Below are 18,660 nucleotides of genomic sequence, written 5' to 3'. Positions count from 1 at the left end.
TTAAGATTTAATTTTATAACCTTTTTTGTAAAGAAAAAAAGCTACATACCACATTAAAATGCTTAGTATTAACAAATATATTAAACCTATACTTATTGATCCATCAGACCTTCCTAAAAAACCATACCTAAAACCATCAATCATATAAAAAAAAGGATTAAGATGACTTATGGTTTGAAAAAATTGTGGAAGCTTATCAATTGAATAAAAAACTCCTGATAAAAAACTTAAAGGGGTAATAACAAAGTTAGTTACTGTAGCTGTATGATCAAATTTTTCAGCCCATAGTCCTGTTATAAAGCCCAAACTTCCTAAAATAAATGCACTTAAAAAACCAAATATAAAAATATATAAAAAATTATTAATAGGTATTTCAACTATCAGAGAAAAAACTCCGATTGAAATGATTGCAATCAAGAAACTTCTAGTCAGAGCTGCAAGTATTATTGCCATTGTGACCTCAAATGCAGACAAGGGTGCGTAAAGCATATCCACGATATTTCCTTGAATTTTTCCTATCATTAATGATGAAACTGAATGACTAAATGATTGAGTTAAAATGCTCATAGCAATTAATCCGGGGGCTAGAAAACTAATGAATGAGTACCCAAGAACATCTCCCCTATTATTTCCTAGTGCCAAAGATAATACTGATAAAAATAAAAGACTGGATACAAGTGGAGATAGTAATGTTTGTTGCCAAACTGCCATGAACCTATTGCATTCTTTAAGCCACAAACTTCTAAAACCAATCCAATTAACAAGACCAAATTTCTTTACATCAATTTGATATTTTTTATTCAATTCAACCATAAGTAATCATTTATAGGTTTTAAAAAAAATTTGTGTACAAAACAAAAATATTTATTGTTTTTTTTTAATTCTCGTGAGATCTGTATATAGTTATTAGAATTAATTAACATACTAAATATAGATTATGAGTTGGACAGAAGAAAAAGTCGATAAATTAAAAGAGCTTTGGGGCAAAGGAAGTACAGCAAGTCAAATTGCTGAAATAATTGGAGGTATCAGCAGAAATGCGGTTATTGGTAAAGCACACAGACTTAACCTATCGTCGAAAATCAAAACTCGTAATGCTTCTTCAGTTCAAAATTATGATAATAACTCAGAAGAAAATAACTCAAAGCAAAAAAGAGGAAGAAAAAGTAAATTTAAATCATTAATAATTGAAAAAGACTTTGAGCCTGAAAATCCAAAAAAATTAGAAGAACTAGATGAAAGTTCATGTAAGTGGCCTATTGGGCACCCAGAAGAAGAGAGTTTTTATTTCTGTGGCAGATCTTCTTTAAAAGATTTTTCATACTGTAAACTTCACTTACTTTATGCCTATCAGCCAAAAGGGAAAAAAGAAGAGCCTGTGAGTGACAAAGATGAAGAGGCTCCTCAATATATCGAAAAGAAAATAAATACAGCTTAGCGTATTTTAAAATTTTTTTTTATTTTTTTTTACCCTCTAAACCTCTAATAAGAGATTTAACAATTAAATAGATTAAGAATGAAAAAATTAAAAATATTAATAAATAAATTTTTTTGATCACGATCAATAAATTATAACGTTTTAGTGTTTTAATTTCTATTAAGAATTACTGGATCTATATTTTTTTGTAGAAAATTGACCGCCTTCTCTCCACATATAACAATACTTTTCAACTTCTTGGTCAAATATTTTTGAACTTGGCACTCCTAAATCAAAATTAGTTTGATATTTACTTGAAGGAATATTGTCATATTTTAAAAGAGTCAATTGATCTATTGTCAATAATGGTTTTGGGAATAATTGAAAAAATTTTGCTGATATTTTGGCCGCAAATAAAGGCATGGGTATTAAGAGCCTTTTTTTATTAATTAGTACTAATAGTTTATTGAGAATTTCTTTTAAAGTAAAAGTTTCAGGCCCAACACATTCCACTATCTTTGAATGAATATTTTTTGAAATAATATAATAAATTATATCTGTTAAATCAGAACAATGTATTGGAGTAAATTTAGTGTCGCCATTGTAATAAAGTGGGAAAAATGGAAGTCTGCTTAATAAAGTCATAAAACTTGTTGTAAAGTTATCGTCAACTGAATAAACGACTGAAGGTCTTAATATTGTAGTCAGAGAAAAATTTTTTTGAATATTGAGCTCACCCTCTAATTTACTTTTTGCATATTCTGCGTCTGTCGCTTTATTAATGCCCAATGCTGATAAATGAATAAATTGATTAATTTTATATTCCTTACAAAGCTTAGCTAAAATAGATGGAAAAATAGAATGAATATTTTTAAATGAATTGCCTTTTCCACTTTCATATAAAATGCCTATTAAATTTATACAAATGTCAGCTTTAGAAAATAATTTTCTTATTTTGTTTTCATCAAAAATATTAGCTTCAACAATGTCAATGTATCCAGCATTGGCTTGGGTTTTAATTATGTAGCCTTTTTGATGAAGGTTTCTAGTAACAATAGTTACTTTATAATTATTTTTAGTTAGCTTTCTGATTAAATGTCTACCTATTTGACCGCTGCCGCCAAAGATTAGACAATTTTTTGCTTTCATATATATATATTTAAAAATGAATATTGATATTAAACTTCACAAAGGGGATCTACCAGAAGATTTAGATTTAGGCAATATTATTGCTGTTGATGGAGAGTTTATGGGGCTTAACGTAAAGCGTGATCCCTTGTGTCTAATACAAATATCAACTGGTAATTCAGATGCACATATAATTCAGCTAGACCGAAAAAACTATATTGCACCTAATTTAAATAAAGTGCTATCAAATGAAAAGATTACAAAAATATTCCATTATGGAAGAGCTGATATAGCGCATATTAAACATTATCTAAAAACAGAAACTAAAAATATTCTAGATACAAAAATTGCATCAAAACTAGCTAGATCTTATTCAGATAGTCACTCTCTTAAAACTTTAATTAAAGAATTTATGAATATTGATGTTAGCAAACAATTTCAAAGTTCAGATTTTGGTGGTGAATTATCACCTGCTCAACTTAAATATTGTGCTAATGATGTTATTTATTTGCACAAAATACATGGGGAGTTAAATAAAATTCTAGTTAGAGAAAAACGAATTGATTTATACAATGATTGCTTAAAATTTTTAAAAACAAGAGTTGATCTTGATTTAGCTTTATTCAAAGATGATATATGGGCTCACTAGATAAAAAAAAAAATTATAAAAAAATTGCAAAAGAAGTAATAGACTTAGAAATAAAAGCTCTAAAAAAGTTGAAGACTTCAATAAATAGTTCTTTTAATGAAGCCATTGAGGCTATTACAAATTGCCAATCAAAAGTAATTTTGTGTGGAGTTGGAAAAAGTGGTTTAATAGCAGCTAAAATATCAGCTACTCTCTCATCTGTAGGAACACCTTCATTTTGTGTATCTGCTAATGATTGCTTGCATGGTGATTTAGGCAGTATATCCAAAAAAGATGTTCTTATCCTAATAAGTAATTCTGGAAAAACAGAAGAGCTAAAACCAATAATTCATTATGCAAATAGAAATAAAATAAAATTAATTGGAATAGTTTCAAAGAAAAATTCTATCTTATATAAGGCTTCAGATATAAAGCTGCTAATACCTGAGGTTAATGAAGCAGGCCTATCTATAGTTCCAACCTCAAGTACTATTGCACAGTTAGCACTAGGAGACTCAATATCAATAGCAACTTTAAATAAAAAAAAATTTAGTAAATTTGATTTTTCAAGATTTCATCCTGCTGGAAGCTTGGGCACTCAACTCAAAACTGTTGGGGATTTAATGCTGACAAAGGATAAGATACCCTTCATAAATGAAAATCAAAATATGGCTAATGCTCTAAAAATAATAACAGAAAAGAAACTTGGCTTATTAGTTGTAAAAAATTCAAAAGGTAACACAATTGGGATAATAACTGATGGAAATATTAGAAGAATAGGTCAAAATAATTCAAATATTCATAAATTAAATGTCAAAAAGGTTATGACTAAAAATCCTATAACAATTAATATAGATACATTGGCAGCAAAAGCTTTGAGAATTATGAATGAAAAGAAAATAACAAGCTTGTGCGTTAATAAAAAAAATAATAAGAAAACAATTGGAATAATTCACATTCATAATATTCTTCAAGCGAATATTGAATAAATGAAACATAAAATAATAATTCAAATTATATTCATTATAATTTTTTTTACTATTATGTTTCTATTTTATTATAAATACTTTTCATCAAATAACGTCTCAACAAACTTACAAAATAATAACCCAGACTCTGAAAGTCTACAAAAAGAGAATAGCCTAATAAGAGATATGACTTATCAAACTACTGACATTAATGGAAATAAATATTATATTTTTTCTGAGTATGGAGAAGTGGATATTACTAATTCAGAAATTATTATAATGACAAATGTTTCAGCAAAAATTGAAATATTTAATAAAGATACAATTCATATAAATTCATTATCAGCAAGATACAATACCTCAAACTATGAAACAAATTTTAATAAAGAAGTGAAATTAAAATATTTAGATCATAAAATTTTTTCAAATAATATGGACTTGTCTTTTCAAAAAAAATTTGCATGGTTATATGAAAATGTGAATTATAAAAGTTTAGATTATGAGCTTTTTGCTGATAAGATAGAAATTGATTTAATAACAAAAAACTCTAAAATATTTGAGAAAAATACTAAAAAAGTAAAAATTATTAAAAAATAAAGATGGCAATAATTAAAAAATTTAGAATAAAATCTTTTAAAGAAAATAAACCTTTAATTAAATTAGAAAAAATTTCTTTATCCTTTGGTAAAAGACAAATTTTAGATAATATTAGTTTTAGTATAAATAGTGGTGAAATTTTAGGTATGCTTGGACCAAATGGAGTTGGTAAATCTACTTTATTCAATTTAATAATTGGTCTACTAAAGCCCGATTTTGGTTCTATAATAGTCAATGGAGAAAATGTTTTAGATTATCCCATATCAGAAAGAACAAAAAAATTTAAAATTGGCTATGTTCCTCAATACGGTGGGTATTTTCATGACCTTACTTTATTAGACAATTTAAAGGCAGTAAGTGAAGTGCTCATAGATAATAAAAATCACCGAAATTCAAAAATAGATTATTTAATTTCTAGATTTGAGTTAGATTCCGTACTAAATATACAGGCAAAATTTTTATCTGGAGGTCAAAAAAAAAAGTTAGTCATTGCTATGGCATTGATGGGTGACCCCAAGGTTCTACTTTTAGATGAATGCTTTGCAGCTCTTGACGTGATGACAATTAAGATGCTTCAAGAACTAATTGTTAGTCTTCAATCTGAAAAAAATATTTGCATCTGCATATGTGATCATCAAGCAAGAGATCTTCTTTCGTGTGTTGATGTTGCAATAGTTATGTCTAATTGTAAGATTGTAGCTAAAGGTACACCATCAATGCTTATTAATGATACAAAGGCAAAAACAGCATATTTTGGAAATTCATTCAAAATTAATTAATAAATTATAAATGCCAAGCTATTTATCTATCAATAAAAGAATAGATAGTTTTAATAAAAAAATTATCGTAAGTGGTGACAAAAGTTTATCTATTAGATGGGTTCTTTTAGCATCACAAGCTGTTGGAAAATCCAAAGCTTATAATTTATTGATGTCTGAAGATGTTATTGCTGCATTAGAGGCTATAAAAAAATTAGGAATAAAAGTATTAATTAAAAAAAAATATTGTGAAATATTAGGAAAAGGTCTTAATAATTTTACATACGAGAATGGCTTAATAATTGACGCTAAAAATTCTGGAACGCTTGGAAGATTAATATTGGGCTTATTAATCAAATCAACAAAAAAAATAAAATTAATAGGTGATAAAAGTCTCTCGAAAAGAGATTTTTCAAGAGTAATTGAACCACTTAAAAAATTTGGTGCCAAATTTCAATACAAGGTAAAAAATAAACTGCCTCTATCAATTATAGGGTCTAATAATTCAAAAGATATCCATTATGTAGAGAACAGAGGATCTGCTCAGTGTAAAAGTTGTGTTATGTTGGCGGCGCTTAACTCATCAGGAACAACATACATAAAGGCAAAAAAATCAAGAAATCATACAGAATTACTTTTTAAATATCTTAAAGTGCCTATCAAAATAAAAAAAACAAAAAAATATGATTTCATAAATATAAACAAACCAAAAAAAATTAATGCGTTTAATTATAATATTCCAGGAGATATAAGCTCTAGTGCTTTTTTTATGGTTCTTGCAATATTGTCTGAAAATTCAAAACTTTTAATTAAAAATATTAATATTAACCCCTCTAGAATAGGTGTGATTACTATTTTAAAAAAGATGGGTGCTAAAATTTCATTTAAGAATAAAAGAAATTATAAAGGTGAAAAAATTTCTGATATTCTAATACGAAGTTCAAAAAACCTTAAAGGAATAAACTGTCCAGCAGAATTGAATAGTAGTGCTATAGATGAGTTTCTAATTATTTTTATTGCTGCAGCTAAAGCAAAAGGAATTTCTTATTTCAAGGATATATCTGAGCTTAATCAAAAAGAAAGTCCAAGATTAAATTTGGGATCTAAAATTTTGAATATGATGGGTGTAAAAACTGAGCTAACTGAAAGTTCAATAAAAATTTATGGTCAACCAAATTTAAAAATCACAAAAAAAATTGTTATTAAGAATTATTTAAAAGATCATAGAATTTTTATGATGAGTACTATTGCTGCTTTAACATGTGGGGGGATATGGAAAATTCATGATAAAGATTCTATAAATACATCTTTTCCATCTTTCTTAAAATTAATCAAAAATATAAATAGTAAATCTCTATGAAATTAAAAAAAAAGATTAAAGTTGCAATTGATTCTCCAGCAGCTGCTGGAGCCGGTACCCAAGCAAAATTAATTTCTAAACATTTTAATTTATTTTATTTAGACACAGGAAAAATTTATAGATTAATTGCTAGTATAAAATTAACCCAGCCTAAAAAATATGGACACACATTAATTAAAAAAAAAATGAACCAACTAACTATAAAAGATTTGCAGAACAAAAAGCTTTTATCTGACGAAGTTGGTACTATGGCTTCTATTATATCAAAAGATAAGAAAATAAGAAAACTTGTTCATGCTTTTCAAATTAAGAGTGCTTATCATCCCCCAAGAAAGTATAATGGTTCATGTTTGGATGGAAGAGATATTACCTATAAGATAATTCCAGACGCAGATTTTAAATTTTTTATAACAGCAAATTCAAAAACTAGAGCGCTAAGAAGGTATAAAGAGCTAAAGGGCTCTAATAAGAAAATATCTTTTAATGATATATTAGAAAGCATTAAAAAACGTGATAAAAGCGATTATAATAGAGCAATATCACCATTAAAGAAAACGCAAGATTCGATCTTGATTAATACTACAAATTTAACTAAAAGAGCATGCTTTTTAAAAATTAAACAAATTATGGATAGGAAACTCAAAGCTTAATGGAAATTTATAAAGACCTTTCAAACCCTGCATCAAAAGAATTCGAACAACTACTTAACTCACAGTTTACCAAAACAGCAAGCCTTGAAGAAGGAAAAATAATTACAGGTGTAGTAAACAAAGTAACTGAAAACTTTGTTTTTCTTGAAGTTCCTGGCTTAAAATCTGAACCAATCCTAGACATAAATGAATTAAAAAGCATGGGTATGCTTGATAAGGCAAAAGTAGGTGAAAAAATCTCTGTACTTCTTGAGAGATTAGAAGATAAAAAAGGTGAAGTTTTAGTTTCTGCTTCTAAAGCACAAAAAATTCAGGGATGGGATAAACTTGTTGAGGCCTATGAAAAAAATGAGCCCATAATGGGAAAAATTACAGGACGTGTTAAAGGTGGGTGTATTGTTGAACATATAGATACAGGGTCTTTAATGTTTTTACCTGGTTCACAAATATCAGATAAACCCCTAAAAGATATTAGTCACTTAATGAACGAGCCACAAAAGTTTGCTCTTATTAAATTAGATAAAGTTAGAGGAAATGCCTGTGTTTCAAGAAGAGAAATTATTTCTTCTTTCAAAAAAGAGGATAAAATTAAAATCATAGAAAAATTCAAAGTTGGAGATATTATTAAAGGTGCAGAAGTAAAAGGATATAGTTCATTTGGATGTTTCTTCAGTGTTAATGGAGAGTTAGATGTTCTGGTTCACTTACAAGAAATATCTTATTCAAGAGTAAATCATCCTGATGAAGTTTTCACCATAGGTGAAAAACATGATTTATTAGTTATTTCAGTTGATAAAGAAAAATTACAAGTTGGTTGTTCTGTAAAACAACTTTCGAAAGATCCATTTGAAAATATTTCTAACTACGAACTAAACAAAGTTTATAAAGTCAAAGTAGTTAAATTAATGGATTTTGGTGCATTCTGTGAACTTGAAAAAGGTTTATCAACTTTACTACATTCGAGTGAATTAAGTTGGACTAAAAAAAATATATCTGCAAAAAAAATGTTTAAAGTGGGTGACGAGATAGATTGTGTAATTACTGAAATTGATAAAGAAAAAAGAAGAGTTGCAATTTCACATCGTTTAACTACTGAAAATCCATTTGAAACTTTTGAAAATAAATATCCTATTGGATCTGAGGTTGAAGGAGAAGTGGCAAGTAAAAATGAATACTCAATTTTCTTAAAAATTAATGGATTAGATATTGATGCGTTTCTTCACTGCAACGACCTTACATATTTAAATAATGGTGAAGAAGAATTAGCCAAATATAAAGTTGGAGATAAACTAAAGGTTAAAGTTTTAGAAGTAAAAGCTGCAGAACAAAAAGTTAGAGTTGGTTTAAGACAAACTCAGCCAGACCCATTTGATTGGTTTAATGATAAAAAAGTTAAACAAGCTATTACAGTTAAGATCATTTCAGCTGACAATAAAGGGCTTGTTGTAAGACCCGAAGGTTGTGAAATGGATTTCATCATCAAAAAATCTGCAATAGCTATTAATGCTGCAGATGCTAGACCAGCTAGATTTACTGGTGGAGAAAGAATTGATTGTGCAATAGCAGAACTAGATTTAGAAAAAAGAAAAGCAACACTAAGTATCAAATTACTTGAAGAAATTGAAAGAAAAGATGCGTTAGAAAAATATGGTGCTGAAGGATCAGGAAAAAATCTTCCCTTCTCTTCTCTTTCTGATGACTTAAAGAAAAAGAAAAAAGAAGACGAATAAAAATTGGCTATTGTAAAATCAAAACTTCTTAAACAACTAGCAAAAAACTACCCAAATTTTTTAAAAAAAGACTTAGAAAAATTTACTAACATAGTTCTTAACGAGATTAAATTTGCTCTTAAGCGGGGTGATCGAGTTGAATTGAGAGGTTTTGGGGTTTTTTCTACCAATATTCAAAAAGCAAGAATATCTAGAAATCCTAAGACTGGTGAAAAAGTAAATACCCCCCAAAAAAAAACAATTCACTTTAAAATGGCGAAAGATATGTTTAAAAAATTAAACAATGAAGAATAAAAATATTTTTGTAGCCTGTGATGTATCAAGTCAAAAAGAAATATTGGATTTATTAGAACTAATTCACGAAGACATATATGGCATAAAAATTGGGCTTCAATATATCACCCAAAGAAGTCCCAATGAAATAAGAGAGCTTTCAAAATTTAATAAACCTATATTTTATGATGGTAAATTTTTTGACATTAAGAACACACTAGTTGAGTCTATTAAGTCTCTTCAGGAACTTAATGTAAAATATGCAACAGTACATTTGTTGAATGGATTAGATGCTCTTAAAGCTGCAAATCTAGCTGCTGAAAATATTAATATAAACCTTTTAGGTGTTTCTGTTTTAACAAGTTTTGGAGATGAAGACCTATCTAAATTAGGTTTTAATAATAAAGTTGAAGATCAAGTAAAAACTTTAGTTAAAATTGCAATGGATGCAAATTTATATGGAGTTATTTGTAGTCCACTTGAAATAAAAATGATTAAATCTATTGCACCAAAACTTAAATGCTTTACCCCAGGAATTAGAATGGATGACTTAAAAGATGATCAAAAAAGAACTCTTACTGCTAATGAAGCAATCGAAGAAGGTAGCGACTGTTTAATTATTGGCAGACCTATTACAAAAGGTAACCCAAAAGAAAATTTAAAAAATATCCTTTCATCAATTAAATAAATGAAGTCTAAAATTTGCGGAATCTCAGATTCTAAAACATTAATTCATTTAACAAATCACCCCTATCCCCCCCAATATATTGGTTTTATTGTCAATTATCCAAAATCTAAAAGATTTGTTCCCTACGAAAAGCTTAAGCAAATTTTAAATATAGATAAAAAAAAATCAAAATATGTAGCTGTATTAGTTAAACCAAATGAAAATATTCTAGAGGAAATAAAAAATTTACCTTTTGATTATTATCAGATTTATGACGCTACCCCATCTAAAATTAGTTTAATTAAACAAAAATATAGAAAAAAAATTATTGTTTCTCTAACTATTAATAGTAAAGAAGATGTGATGAAATATTTAGACTACCATGATATTGCAGATATAATTTTATTCGATAGCAAGGGTTATGAAAAAAGCATGTCTTTTGAGCATCAATTAATTCAAGATATTAAAATCAACAAAGAATTGATGTTAGCTGGAAATATTCAAGTTGAGGATAACCTTGAAAAATATAAAAAAATAGCTGATATTATAGATATTTCTGGTGGCCTAGAAACATCTGGAATAAAAGATATTTCAAAAATAAATAATTTTTTAGATAAAATAAAACGGGTTAATAATGAAACTTAAAAAGAAAATTCCTTTAATAGACCAGCATGATAAAAGTGGATTTTGGGGAGGAAAATTTGGTGGAAACTATATACCTGAAACTTTAAAAAAGCCTGTTGAAGACTTAACGATATTATTTCAAAAACTAAGACGTGATAAGAAGTTTCTCAAACAAAGAGATCTATATTTTAAAAATTATATAGGCTCTCCTACTTCATTTATAAAACTTAAAAACCTATCTAAGCATCTGAGGGGGGCACAAATATATGCTAAAATGGTATCTGAGGCGAACGGAGGTGCTCATAAAATCTATAATGCAACAGTGCACTGCCTTATTGCCAAAAAGGCAGGAAAAAAATACGTCGTTGGTGATACTGGAGCGGGCTATGCCGGAAAAATGCTAAGTATGGCAGCAAAAAAATTTGGTCTTAAATGTAAAATATTCATGGGTGCAAAAGATATAAAAAGACAAAAACCAAATGTAGATGCAATGAAAAAAAACGGTGCAGAGGTGGTGCCTGTTTATTCTGGAAGTCAAACATTGGTTGATGCTGTAAGTGAGTGTATGCGTTACTGGGTTTCAAATTGTGATAATACTCATATGTGTGTTGGTTCAACTGTTGGTCCTAATATTTTTGTTAAAATTTGTGGTTGGAGTACTGCTCAAATTTCAAGAGAGCTAAAAATTCAAATTAAATCAGAATTCAAAAAAATTCCAAAGAAAATTAAACTAATTAATTGTGTGGGTGGTGGAAGTTCAGCTTATGGATTTTGGAGTGAGTTTATTGATTATGATAAAAAACAAATTGAGTTAATAGGTGTTGAAGCTGGTGGACCAAAAAAATCAAAGCTACATGCTGCTCCTTTAACAAACGGAGCTAAACTTGGTATTTTACATGGTGCGGCTGCTTATGTTTGTCAAAACAATGAAGGTCAGATTAATGATACTGCGTCTATTTCTGCTGGACTAGATTACCCTGGCGTATCACCTATTCACTGTTTTTTAAAAGATACAAAGAGAGCTAGATACACATCAGCAACTGATGAGGCTGCATTAAATGCTTATCAATTAGTCACAAAACTTGAAAAAATAAATCCTAGTTTAGAACCAAGTCATGCTTTTGCAGAAGCTATAAAAATTGCTCCTAAATTAAGCAAAGATACAATTATTATAGTAAACTCATGTGGGGATGCAAAAAAAGATCGTGATATTTTAAAAGCAAGATTGGGTAGAATTAAATAGTATGTCTTTAATTAATCTTGCATTTAAAAAAATTAGAAATGAAAAAAGACCTGCATTACTAACTTACACAGTAGCTGGAGATAACACTAAAAAGAAATCTCTTGAGATACTAAAGTCAATTGCAGCTTATGCTGATATTTGTGAGATAGGGTTTCCACACAACACTCCAATTGCTGATGGAGGTCAAATACAATCTAGTGCTTATAGAGCCTTAAAAAATGGAATTAAAATTAAAGATGTTTTTTCAATTGTAAAAGACTTTAAAAAATTTAATAAAACTAAACCTGTAATATTGATGGGTTACTATAATATGATTTATCAATATGGAGATAGTAATTTTATAAATATTTGTAAAAAAGTTGGCGTTGATGGATTAATTGTTGTTGATCTTCCATATCCTGAAAATAAAGAATTTGCAAAAAAATGTAGAAAAAAAAATATTAGTTTTATTCAGTTATTATCCCCAACTACCTCTACGAATAGGATGAAACAAATTGTCAAAGACTCACATGATATGGTCTATTATATAAGTATGCTATCAACAACAGGTGGTAAACTTAAAGTTTCACCAAAAACTATTCTAGATAGATATAATAAAATTAAAAAATTAAATAAAAATAAAAATATTGTAATCGGATTTGGAATTACTGAAAAAACAATAGCATCACTGCGAAAAGCTGATGGATTAGTTGTGGGTAGCGCATTATGCAAAGAAATATCAAATTCAATAAAAAAAAGACAAAATCCTGTCACAAATGTAACTAATATTGTAAAAAGATTAAAGAATAAAATATTATGAATTGGATAAAAAAAACTTTACGTTTTGGTGAAAAAATAAAAACAATTATCAAGCAACGTGCCAGTAAAGCTGAAATTGCTAACAGTGATTGGACTTCATGTTGTAAAGGGCCAATTTTAAAAAAAGATTTAGAAGACAATTTATGGGTTTGTCCATCTTGTAATAAACATCATAGAATTAGCCCCCGTCAAAGATTTGATATAATTTTTGGGAAAAATAATTATGAAGTTTTAAAAACTCCAATACCTCAGGATGACCCTTTGGTATGGCATGACTCAAAACCATATAAAGATAGGTTAAAATCTGCGAGAAAAAAAACAGGAATGGAATGTGGAATGATGGTAATTAACACAAACATTCAAAGTATAAAAATGACAGTTATAGCATCTGATTTTGATTTTGTGGGTGGGTCTATTGGCGCTGCTGAAGGTGAAGCTTTCTTATATGGTATTCAGCATGCAATTGAGAACCAACAACCTTTTGTAGTTTTTACTTCTGGTGGTGGAATGAGAATGATGGAAAGTCTTATTTCATTAAGTCAAATGACTCGAACAACTTTAGCTATTAATGAACTTAAAAAGAATAATCTTCCTTATATAGTTGTATTAACAGACCCTACTGCAGGAGGCATAACAGCATCATATGCAATGCTTGGCGATATACATATCGCTGAACCAGGTGCTTTAATAGCTTTTGCTGGTGCTCGTGTAATCCAAGGAACCGTTCGTGAAGAATTGCCGGTTGGCTTTCAAAGAAGTGAATACGTTGAAAAAACTGGTTTTGTGGATTTAATAGTTGAAAGAAAAGATTTAAGAGAAAAAATTAGAGTATTATTATCAATATTGTTAAAGAAAAATTCTGCTATAAATTCAGCTACAAATGAAACTTCAGAAGATAGTAGAACACTTACAAAAGCTGCATCCTAAAGAAATAGATCTTAGTTTAGATCGCATTAAAGAACTCTGCAAAAAATTAGGTAATCCTCAAGACAAAATCAAAGCTATATCTGTAGTGGGTACCAATGGGAAGAACAGCACAATTAATGCAATCTTTTCTATTTTAAAAGAAGCTAATTTCAAATGTAATGTTTATACAAGTCCTCATATTCTAAAAATAAATGAAAGATTTGTCTTCAATAATGAGCAATTAAGCGATGATGAGTTAGCTGATTTATTTGAAGAAGTAGAAAATATCAATGAAAATAAACCCATTACATTCTTTGAAATATTAACAGCATCTTATTTTTATAAAGCTGCTCAATACTCAGATAATATTAACCTTATAGAAGCTGGCTTATTTCACCGGTTTGATGCAACTAATATACTAAAAGAAAACTTAGCTAGTGTTGTATGTTCGTGTTCTATTGACCACACAGACTGGTTACCAAAAGATGATCAAACAATTGAAAAAATTATATTTGAAAAAACATCTACACTTTTAAATTCAAATATTATTGTAGCTAAACAAAGCGCTAAAGAGACGATGGATTGTATTAAAAAAACTATCTATCAAAACCCATCTGATAAAGTATTTTTTAATGATGATTTTAGTTACTCAATTAATGAAAATGATTTCTTCTATTATGAGGATAAATTAGGTGGATTAAAACTTCCAATGCCTAATGTTCTTGGTCAATATCAATTAGAAAATATTTCAACTGCAATAGCGACCTTAAAAACTTTGGATATTGGTATCAAGGACGAACATATTCAAAGAGGTGTTACAAAAATATCTAGCTTAGCAAGACTTCAGGAAATTAAATCTGGTAAATTAAAAGAGTTAATTAAAAACAATAAATTAATAGTTGATGGAAGCCATAACGAAGGTGGTGCTAAAGCATTAAACGAATATCTTCAAACCTTAGATTGTAACAAACATGTTATTATTGGAATGATGGCAAACAAAGAACATGAAAAATACATCAATTACCTTAAAGATGTTTCATCTATAACCACCATAGATTTAAAAACTCAACCAAACTCTATTAGTGGAAAAGATTTAAAAGAGAAATTTAAAAGTATACCTAATGTTCAATATCAACCAAGTATAGAACAAGCTATTAAATCGATTGATTTAAAAGAAGGTGATCTTTTATTAATTACAGGATCTTTGTATGGTGCTGCTGAAGTATTAAATTTAAATTAGATATTTTTATCTAAAAACTCTTTCATTTGACTTTCGGCTACTCCTCCAACCTTCCTGTCGATTTCTACACCTTTTTTATAAACAATAACGGTAGGCACGCCTCTTATTCCTGCAGCCGAACCTGTGTTAATTCCACCATTTTCAATATCGGCATAATAGAAACTAGCTTTATCTTTATAATTTTCAGATAACTTTTCCATTACAGGTTTTAAAGCTTTGCAGGGTTGGCACCATTCTGCAGAAAATTGCACAATAGAAACATCTTCATTTTTTATTTTTGTTTCAAATTGTTCATCTTGAAAGTCAATTAGCATATTAGTTTTATAAATTTTTATTTTATTAATTCAATATCAAAAAGGTATTTTTTTGTTTAATTCACAAAATAGTTATGCTTGTTCATACTTTTTCTGTATTCCCTCAACAAATTCGTTAATTTCATCCAAAAACTTAAGTTTTTCCTCATCCTTTTCATTTGTATATCTTTCCCTTAAATTATCGCATTCATAATAAAATTCTTTGCATGTCCACCATTTTTCTTTTTCATCGCTTAAAATTCTTTCAGCTATTCCTCTTTTAATCGCTTTATACATATCTGGTGGTAACGTTTCTGGTGATTCTTGATATATTATTTTTTTTCCAAAACTCACCATTCTCTCATCCTCAAATTTATCTAATAATATTAATTTATCCTTCCATGACGCTGCATGCCATTTTGGAAATAAAGCTGTATCTTTTTGAGGTGTAAATTTTTTATAAATAGTTTCTTCAGCTAGTAAATCAACCTGTGAGTCAAATTGAGCTTTTTCTTCAGCAGCTTCTCGTAATGCGGTTAAAACATTTTGAGAGAATTTTTCATTACTATTTACTAATTTCGCACGCTCTTTAATTAGATCAGGATCAAGATTGCTATATGGCTCAACTTGCAGTCCATAACTTGCATCTAAAATTATAGGAGCTTTATTTGATCTTATAGTTCTTAGAAATTTTAATTTTTTAATAGCACTTTTAAGTTCAGAAATTGACATATCAAATAGCGGGATCGGATCAATTTTAAGATCAAACGCTTGACCCCACTGATAGATTGGATGAATGCAATGTTTTGGGTGGAGTGGTGCAACTACAAATCTATAATTTTTTCCAAAATGATATTCAGCTAATGTAAACATTTTTTCAGTTTTAAATATCGTCTCAGTATCACTCTTATTTGCTGTTCTTAAAAATGTATCCCAAGTCTGAGGTTGATTTTTTTTAATTAATCCTAAAACCTTAACCGTTAGTTCTGCATCAAATAAAGCACTATGGGCACCACTTGATTCAAAGCCATTCATTCTAGCTAGCGACTCTAGTTTCATTACTGGATTACCTTTTGCATTTATTTCGGTTTTTACAACACTTTCATCGACTGCATGAGCGCCTCTTGCAATGTTTAAACCATCATGTCTTTTGTTGGGAGTTGCATTGGTGATATAAGGATATCTAATTCCTCTAAAAAATTCGTTTCTTATCATCTCATCATCAAAGCCAATGTTTGACCAACCCATGAATATTGCTGGGCTCCATTTTTTAAATGTAGCTTCTAACTGAGATAACATTTGGTAGTGACTTAAATTTCCTTTAGTTAATAAATCAACACTAGTTTTGTTAACTATTAATGCCATTGCTTGAGGAACTTCTCCTTCTGGCAATCTACATCTAAAATTAAAACGATCTAATTCTTTAAAATTTGGGTCAACTAAAATACCCCCTACTTCAATAATACTTCCCCATGAAGTATTGGCTGAACTGCTTTCTATATCCCAAATTGCTAAATTCATATTAGTTCATATTCCGTTGATGATAGTATTGTTCTACTTTTTCTAAAAACTTATTTTGATATTCTTCTAGTTTTTCACCTTGAATTCTAAAGTCTTGGAATAAATTATCTACAGTACAAAGTAAAACAATTCCTTGAGTTATTTTTGAATTATGGACAACGTTATGAGCTAATGAATAAGCACCTAATTGAAGATAATAATCCTCAATCCACTCTTCTTTTTTTGGTTTATTGGACTGTTTAAAATCTATAATAGTCTCTTGTCCTTCATACACACCTACTGCATCACATGTGCCCGCGTATTTGTTTGGATAAAATAATGTTGCTTCAATACCATAAATTTCCGACAATTTTCCTTTAATACCTTGTTCAATAATTTCATCTGCCATTTTTTTAGATTTACTAGCCTCTTCTTCTAATAGTTCTAAATTTAATTGACCTAATAAGTATTTTTCTAAATGAGAATGCATTGATGTACCTCTGCTTGAAGCATCATTTTTAATTCTATTCGCTTCAGCAGCTCCTACTCTTGCTTTCCAATTCGCAAGGGATGCTTTTTTTTCTTCACTTTGTGTTGCTTGTAATATGGAAGTTACCGATGGAAGTTTTTCTTGATTAACTGAATACATTCTTGAACCACTTACAATTGATCTCATAGATTTTGGATAAGTAAATTTATTATTCCATTGCATATATTTTGTTATAAGCGTTATTTAGAAAAAAAAGAAATTAATTTTTGGCTTGTTTTGAATGGTCAACAAATTTTTCTACATTTTCTGTTTGAATTGCTTTTTCGATTTGTTCAGGATCTTTAATATTCTCTAACGTTCTAGTAATTGATCTTGCGTCTGTTCCAAACTTGTCAACAACGATCATTGCTTCTTCTAATTTTTTTCTTAGAGCAACTATATTTTCAAAATGTTTTCCAAATCTTGAGCTAATTGTTTTTAAATGATCGTAAATTTCAGTTGCACCTTTTTGAACCTTTAGAGATTGAAAGCCCATATGTAGTGATTGCAGATATGCTGAAAGTGTATTTGGTCCACAAATTACAACTTTATGTTTTTTCATTAACTCTTGAGTTAATAATTCTTTGCTAGTTGGGTCTTGGTATTCAGTTAGTTCTTTATATAAACTTTCAGTTGGTGCATAAACAATTGCAAAATCTGTAGTTTTAGGAGGAACAATATATTTCTCATTAACACTTTTAGCCTTAGCTTTAAAGGCAGTCGCTAATTTTGCTCTAGCATCAGCAACAGCTCTTTTGTCATCCGCGTCATAACCATCGGTAATTGCTTTAAATTTTTCTACTGGGAAATGACTATCCACTGGAACTAGAACATCTCCTTGAAGCTTAATTGCAAATTCAACATTTTCACTTGTGTCCTCTTTCATCTTAACATTGGTCATGAATTGAGAAGCAGGTAATAAGTCTTTAATCAGTGCATCTAATGAAAACTCTGCAAGTGTTCCATATTTTTTAACTCCAGCCAAAATTTTTGTTATGCCTTCTTGGCTTTTATTTAATAACTCTACTTGGTTATTGAAGTTACCAACTTTTTCATCAACTTTTGTTAAAGCTTCTGTCATATCTTTAGTAACCCCAGTTGATAGATTGTTAAACGAGGTCGACATAGATCCTAGTGAAGTATTAATAGTAGTATTTAAGGTATCTTTTAATGAGGTGATTTCAGTTTTTAAATTTGCTATTTCTTCATTTTCCTTATTTTCACTTATATCATCAGGTTTTGATCTTAAATTTAGGTAAAGAATTGAAGATGCTATGCCAACTAATATGATCAGTAAAATTACTAAGATTATATCCATGATTCTTTTATTTTATTTTATAGTAAAAATTTG

The 18,660-nt window shown here is 28.8% G+C and carries 21 protein-coding genes; 15 read left to right on the top strand and 6 right to left on the bottom strand.

The genetic code is table 11. From position 1 onward, the window contains the following. On the bottom strand, positions 1-813 hold the full coding sequence (locus AC5SL1_RS00555; RefSeq protein ID WP_494599785.1) for an ABC transporter permease: 813 nt from the start codon (positions 811-813) through the stop codon (positions 1-3). Positions 814-937: 124 nt separating this feature from the next. On the opposite strand from AC5SL1_RS00555, the gene AC5SL1_RS00550 reads away from it, so the two are divergent. Then, positions 938-1,438: a GcrA family cell cycle regulator gene (locus tag AC5SL1_RS00550; RefSeq protein ID WP_494599783.1), complete on the top strand. Its 501-nt coding sequence runs from the start codon at positions 938-940 to the stop codon at positions 1,436-1,438. Positions 1,439-1,597: 159 nt separating this feature from the next. Here AC5SL1_RS00550 and AC5SL1_RS00545 read toward each other — a convergent pair whose 3' ends face one another. Then, on the bottom strand, positions 1,598-2,566 hold the full coding sequence (locus AC5SL1_RS00545) for a complex I NDUFA9 subunit family protein (RefSeq protein WP_494599781.1): 969 nt from the start codon (positions 2,564-2,566) through the stop codon (positions 1,598-1,600). Between the two features lie 16 nt (positions 2,567-2,582). Between AC5SL1_RS00545 and AC5SL1_RS00540 the strand changes: the two genes are divergently transcribed. From AC5SL1_RS00540 to AC5SL1_RS00475, 14 genes are read left to right on the top strand one after another with little or no spacing between them, the layout of a single operon-like run. After that, positions 2,583-3,194 carry a ribonuclease D gene (locus AC5SL1_RS00540; protein WP_494580042.1) on the top strand — a complete coding sequence of 204 codons (612 nt, stop codon included), beginning with the start codon at positions 2,583-2,585 and terminating at the stop codon, positions 3,192-3,194. Continuing rightward, positions 3,182-4,162, top strand: coding sequence for a KpsF/GutQ family sugar-phosphate isomerase (locus AC5SL1_RS00535; protein WP_494599779.1), 981 nt, complete (start codon positions 3,182-3,184; stop codon positions 4,160-4,162). The genes AC5SL1_RS00540 and AC5SL1_RS00535 overlap by 13 nt, the downstream gene beginning before the upstream one ends. Then, positions 4,163-4,738 (top strand): LPS export ABC transporter periplasmic protein LptC, encoded by a 576-nt coding sequence (lptC, locus tag AC5SL1_RS00530; RefSeq protein WP_494599777.1) that lies wholly within the window; start codon positions 4,163-4,165, stop codon positions 4,736-4,738. A 2-nt stretch (positions 4,739-4,740) separates the two neighbouring features. Beyond that, positions 4,741-5,517 carry an ATP-binding cassette domain-containing protein gene (locus tag AC5SL1_RS00525; protein ID WP_494599775.1) on the top strand — a complete coding sequence of 259 codons (777 nt, stop codon included), beginning with the start codon at positions 4,741-4,743 and terminating at the stop codon, positions 5,515-5,517. A 10-nt stretch (positions 5,518-5,527) separates the two neighbouring features. Beyond that, on the top strand, positions 5,528-6,856 hold the full coding sequence (gene aroA / locus AC5SL1_RS00520) for a 3-phosphoshikimate 1-carboxyvinyltransferase (RefSeq protein WP_494599773.1): 1,329 nt from the start codon (positions 5,528-5,530) through the stop codon (positions 6,854-6,856). Next, the gene (locus tag AC5SL1_RS00515) at positions 6,853-7,506 is read left to right on the top strand and encodes a (d)CMP kinase (RefSeq protein ID WP_494599771.1); all 654 of its coding nucleotides are present in this window, start codon (positions 6,853-6,855) and stop codon (positions 7,504-7,506) included. The genes aroA and AC5SL1_RS00515 overlap by 4 nt, the downstream gene beginning before the upstream one ends. Next, positions 7,506-9,236: a S1 RNA-binding domain-containing protein gene (locus AC5SL1_RS00510; RefSeq protein ID WP_494599769.1), complete on the top strand. Its 1,731-nt coding sequence runs from the start codon at positions 7,506-7,508 to the stop codon at positions 9,234-9,236. Before AC5SL1_RS00515 ends, AC5SL1_RS00510 begins: the two co-directional genes overlap by 1 nt. Before the next feature lie 3 nt (positions 9,237-9,239). After that, the gene (locus AC5SL1_RS00505; protein ID WP_494599767.1) at positions 9,240-9,530 is read left to right on the top strand and encodes an HU family DNA-binding protein; all 291 of its coding nucleotides are present in this window, start codon (positions 9,240-9,242) and stop codon (positions 9,528-9,530) included. Further along, complete coding sequence (gene pyrF, locus AC5SL1_RS00500; protein WP_494599765.1) at positions 9,520-10,197, top strand: orotidine-5'-phosphate decarboxylase; 678 nt, start codon at positions 9,520-9,522, stop codon at positions 10,195-10,197. Before AC5SL1_RS00505 ends, pyrF begins: the two co-directional genes overlap by 11 nt. Further along, positions 10,198-10,821, top strand: coding sequence for a phosphoribosylanthranilate isomerase (locus AC5SL1_RS00495; RefSeq protein WP_494599763.1), 624 nt, complete (start codon positions 10,198-10,200; stop codon positions 10,819-10,821). It begins immediately after the preceding gene. Further along, positions 10,811-12,043, top strand: coding sequence for a tryptophan synthase subunit beta (gene trpB, locus AC5SL1_RS00490; RefSeq protein ID WP_494599761.1), 1,233 nt, complete (start codon positions 10,811-10,813; stop codon positions 12,041-12,043). The genes AC5SL1_RS00495 and trpB overlap by 11 nt, the downstream gene beginning before the upstream one ends. Before the next feature lies 1 nt (position 12,044). Then, on the top strand, positions 12,045-12,842 hold the full coding sequence (gene trpA / locus AC5SL1_RS00485; protein WP_494599759.1) for a tryptophan synthase subunit alpha: 798 nt from the start codon (positions 12,045-12,047) through the stop codon (positions 12,840-12,842). Further along, on the top strand, positions 12,839-13,768 hold the full coding sequence (locus tag AC5SL1_RS00480; protein WP_494599758.1) for an acetyl-CoA carboxylase carboxyltransferase subunit beta: 930 nt from the start codon (positions 12,839-12,841) through the stop codon (positions 13,766-13,768). Before trpA ends, AC5SL1_RS00480 begins: the two co-directional genes overlap by 4 nt. Continuing rightward, the gene (locus AC5SL1_RS00475) at positions 13,722-14,987 is read left to right on the top strand and encodes a bifunctional folylpolyglutamate synthase/dihydrofolate synthase (RefSeq protein ID WP_494599757.1); all 1,266 of its coding nucleotides are present in this window, start codon (positions 13,722-13,724) and stop codon (positions 14,985-14,987) included. Before AC5SL1_RS00480 ends, AC5SL1_RS00475 begins: the two co-directional genes overlap by 47 nt. Here the strand turns inward: AC5SL1_RS00475 and AC5SL1_RS00470 are convergent. The 4 genes from AC5SL1_RS00470 to AC5SL1_RS00455 form a co-directional block, all read right to left on the bottom strand. Beyond that, on the bottom strand, positions 14,984-15,301 hold the full coding sequence (locus AC5SL1_RS00470) for a thioredoxin family protein (RefSeq protein ID WP_494586646.1): 318 nt from the start codon (positions 15,299-15,301) through the stop codon (positions 14,984-14,986). The two genes, AC5SL1_RS00475 and AC5SL1_RS00470, sit on opposite strands and share 4 nt — an antisense overlap. Before the next feature lie 72 nt (positions 15,302-15,373). Next, complete coding sequence (locus AC5SL1_RS00465) at positions 15,374-16,801, bottom strand: exonuclease domain-containing protein (RefSeq protein WP_494599755.1); 1,428 nt, start codon at positions 16,799-16,801, stop codon at positions 15,374-15,376. Between the two features lies 1 nt (position 16,802). Further along, on the bottom strand, positions 16,803-17,492 hold the full coding sequence (locus AC5SL1_RS00460; RefSeq protein WP_494599753.1) for a hypothetical protein: 690 nt from the start codon (positions 17,490-17,492) through the stop codon (positions 16,803-16,805). A gap of 37 nt (positions 17,493-17,529) precedes the next feature. Further along, a complete protein-coding gene (locus AC5SL1_RS00455) occupies positions 17,530-18,627 on the bottom strand; it encodes a DNA recombination protein RmuC (RefSeq protein WP_494599751.1) in 1,098 nt (365 codons plus the stop codon). Between the last annotated feature and the right edge of the window lie 33 nt (positions 18,628-18,660).

The sequence above is a fragment of the Candidatus Pelagibacter sp. PS_10_02 genome (genome assembly GCF_059418005.1).
Note: the sequence above shows the minus strand (reverse complement) of the source record. Positions and strands in the feature narration are given on the sequence as shown.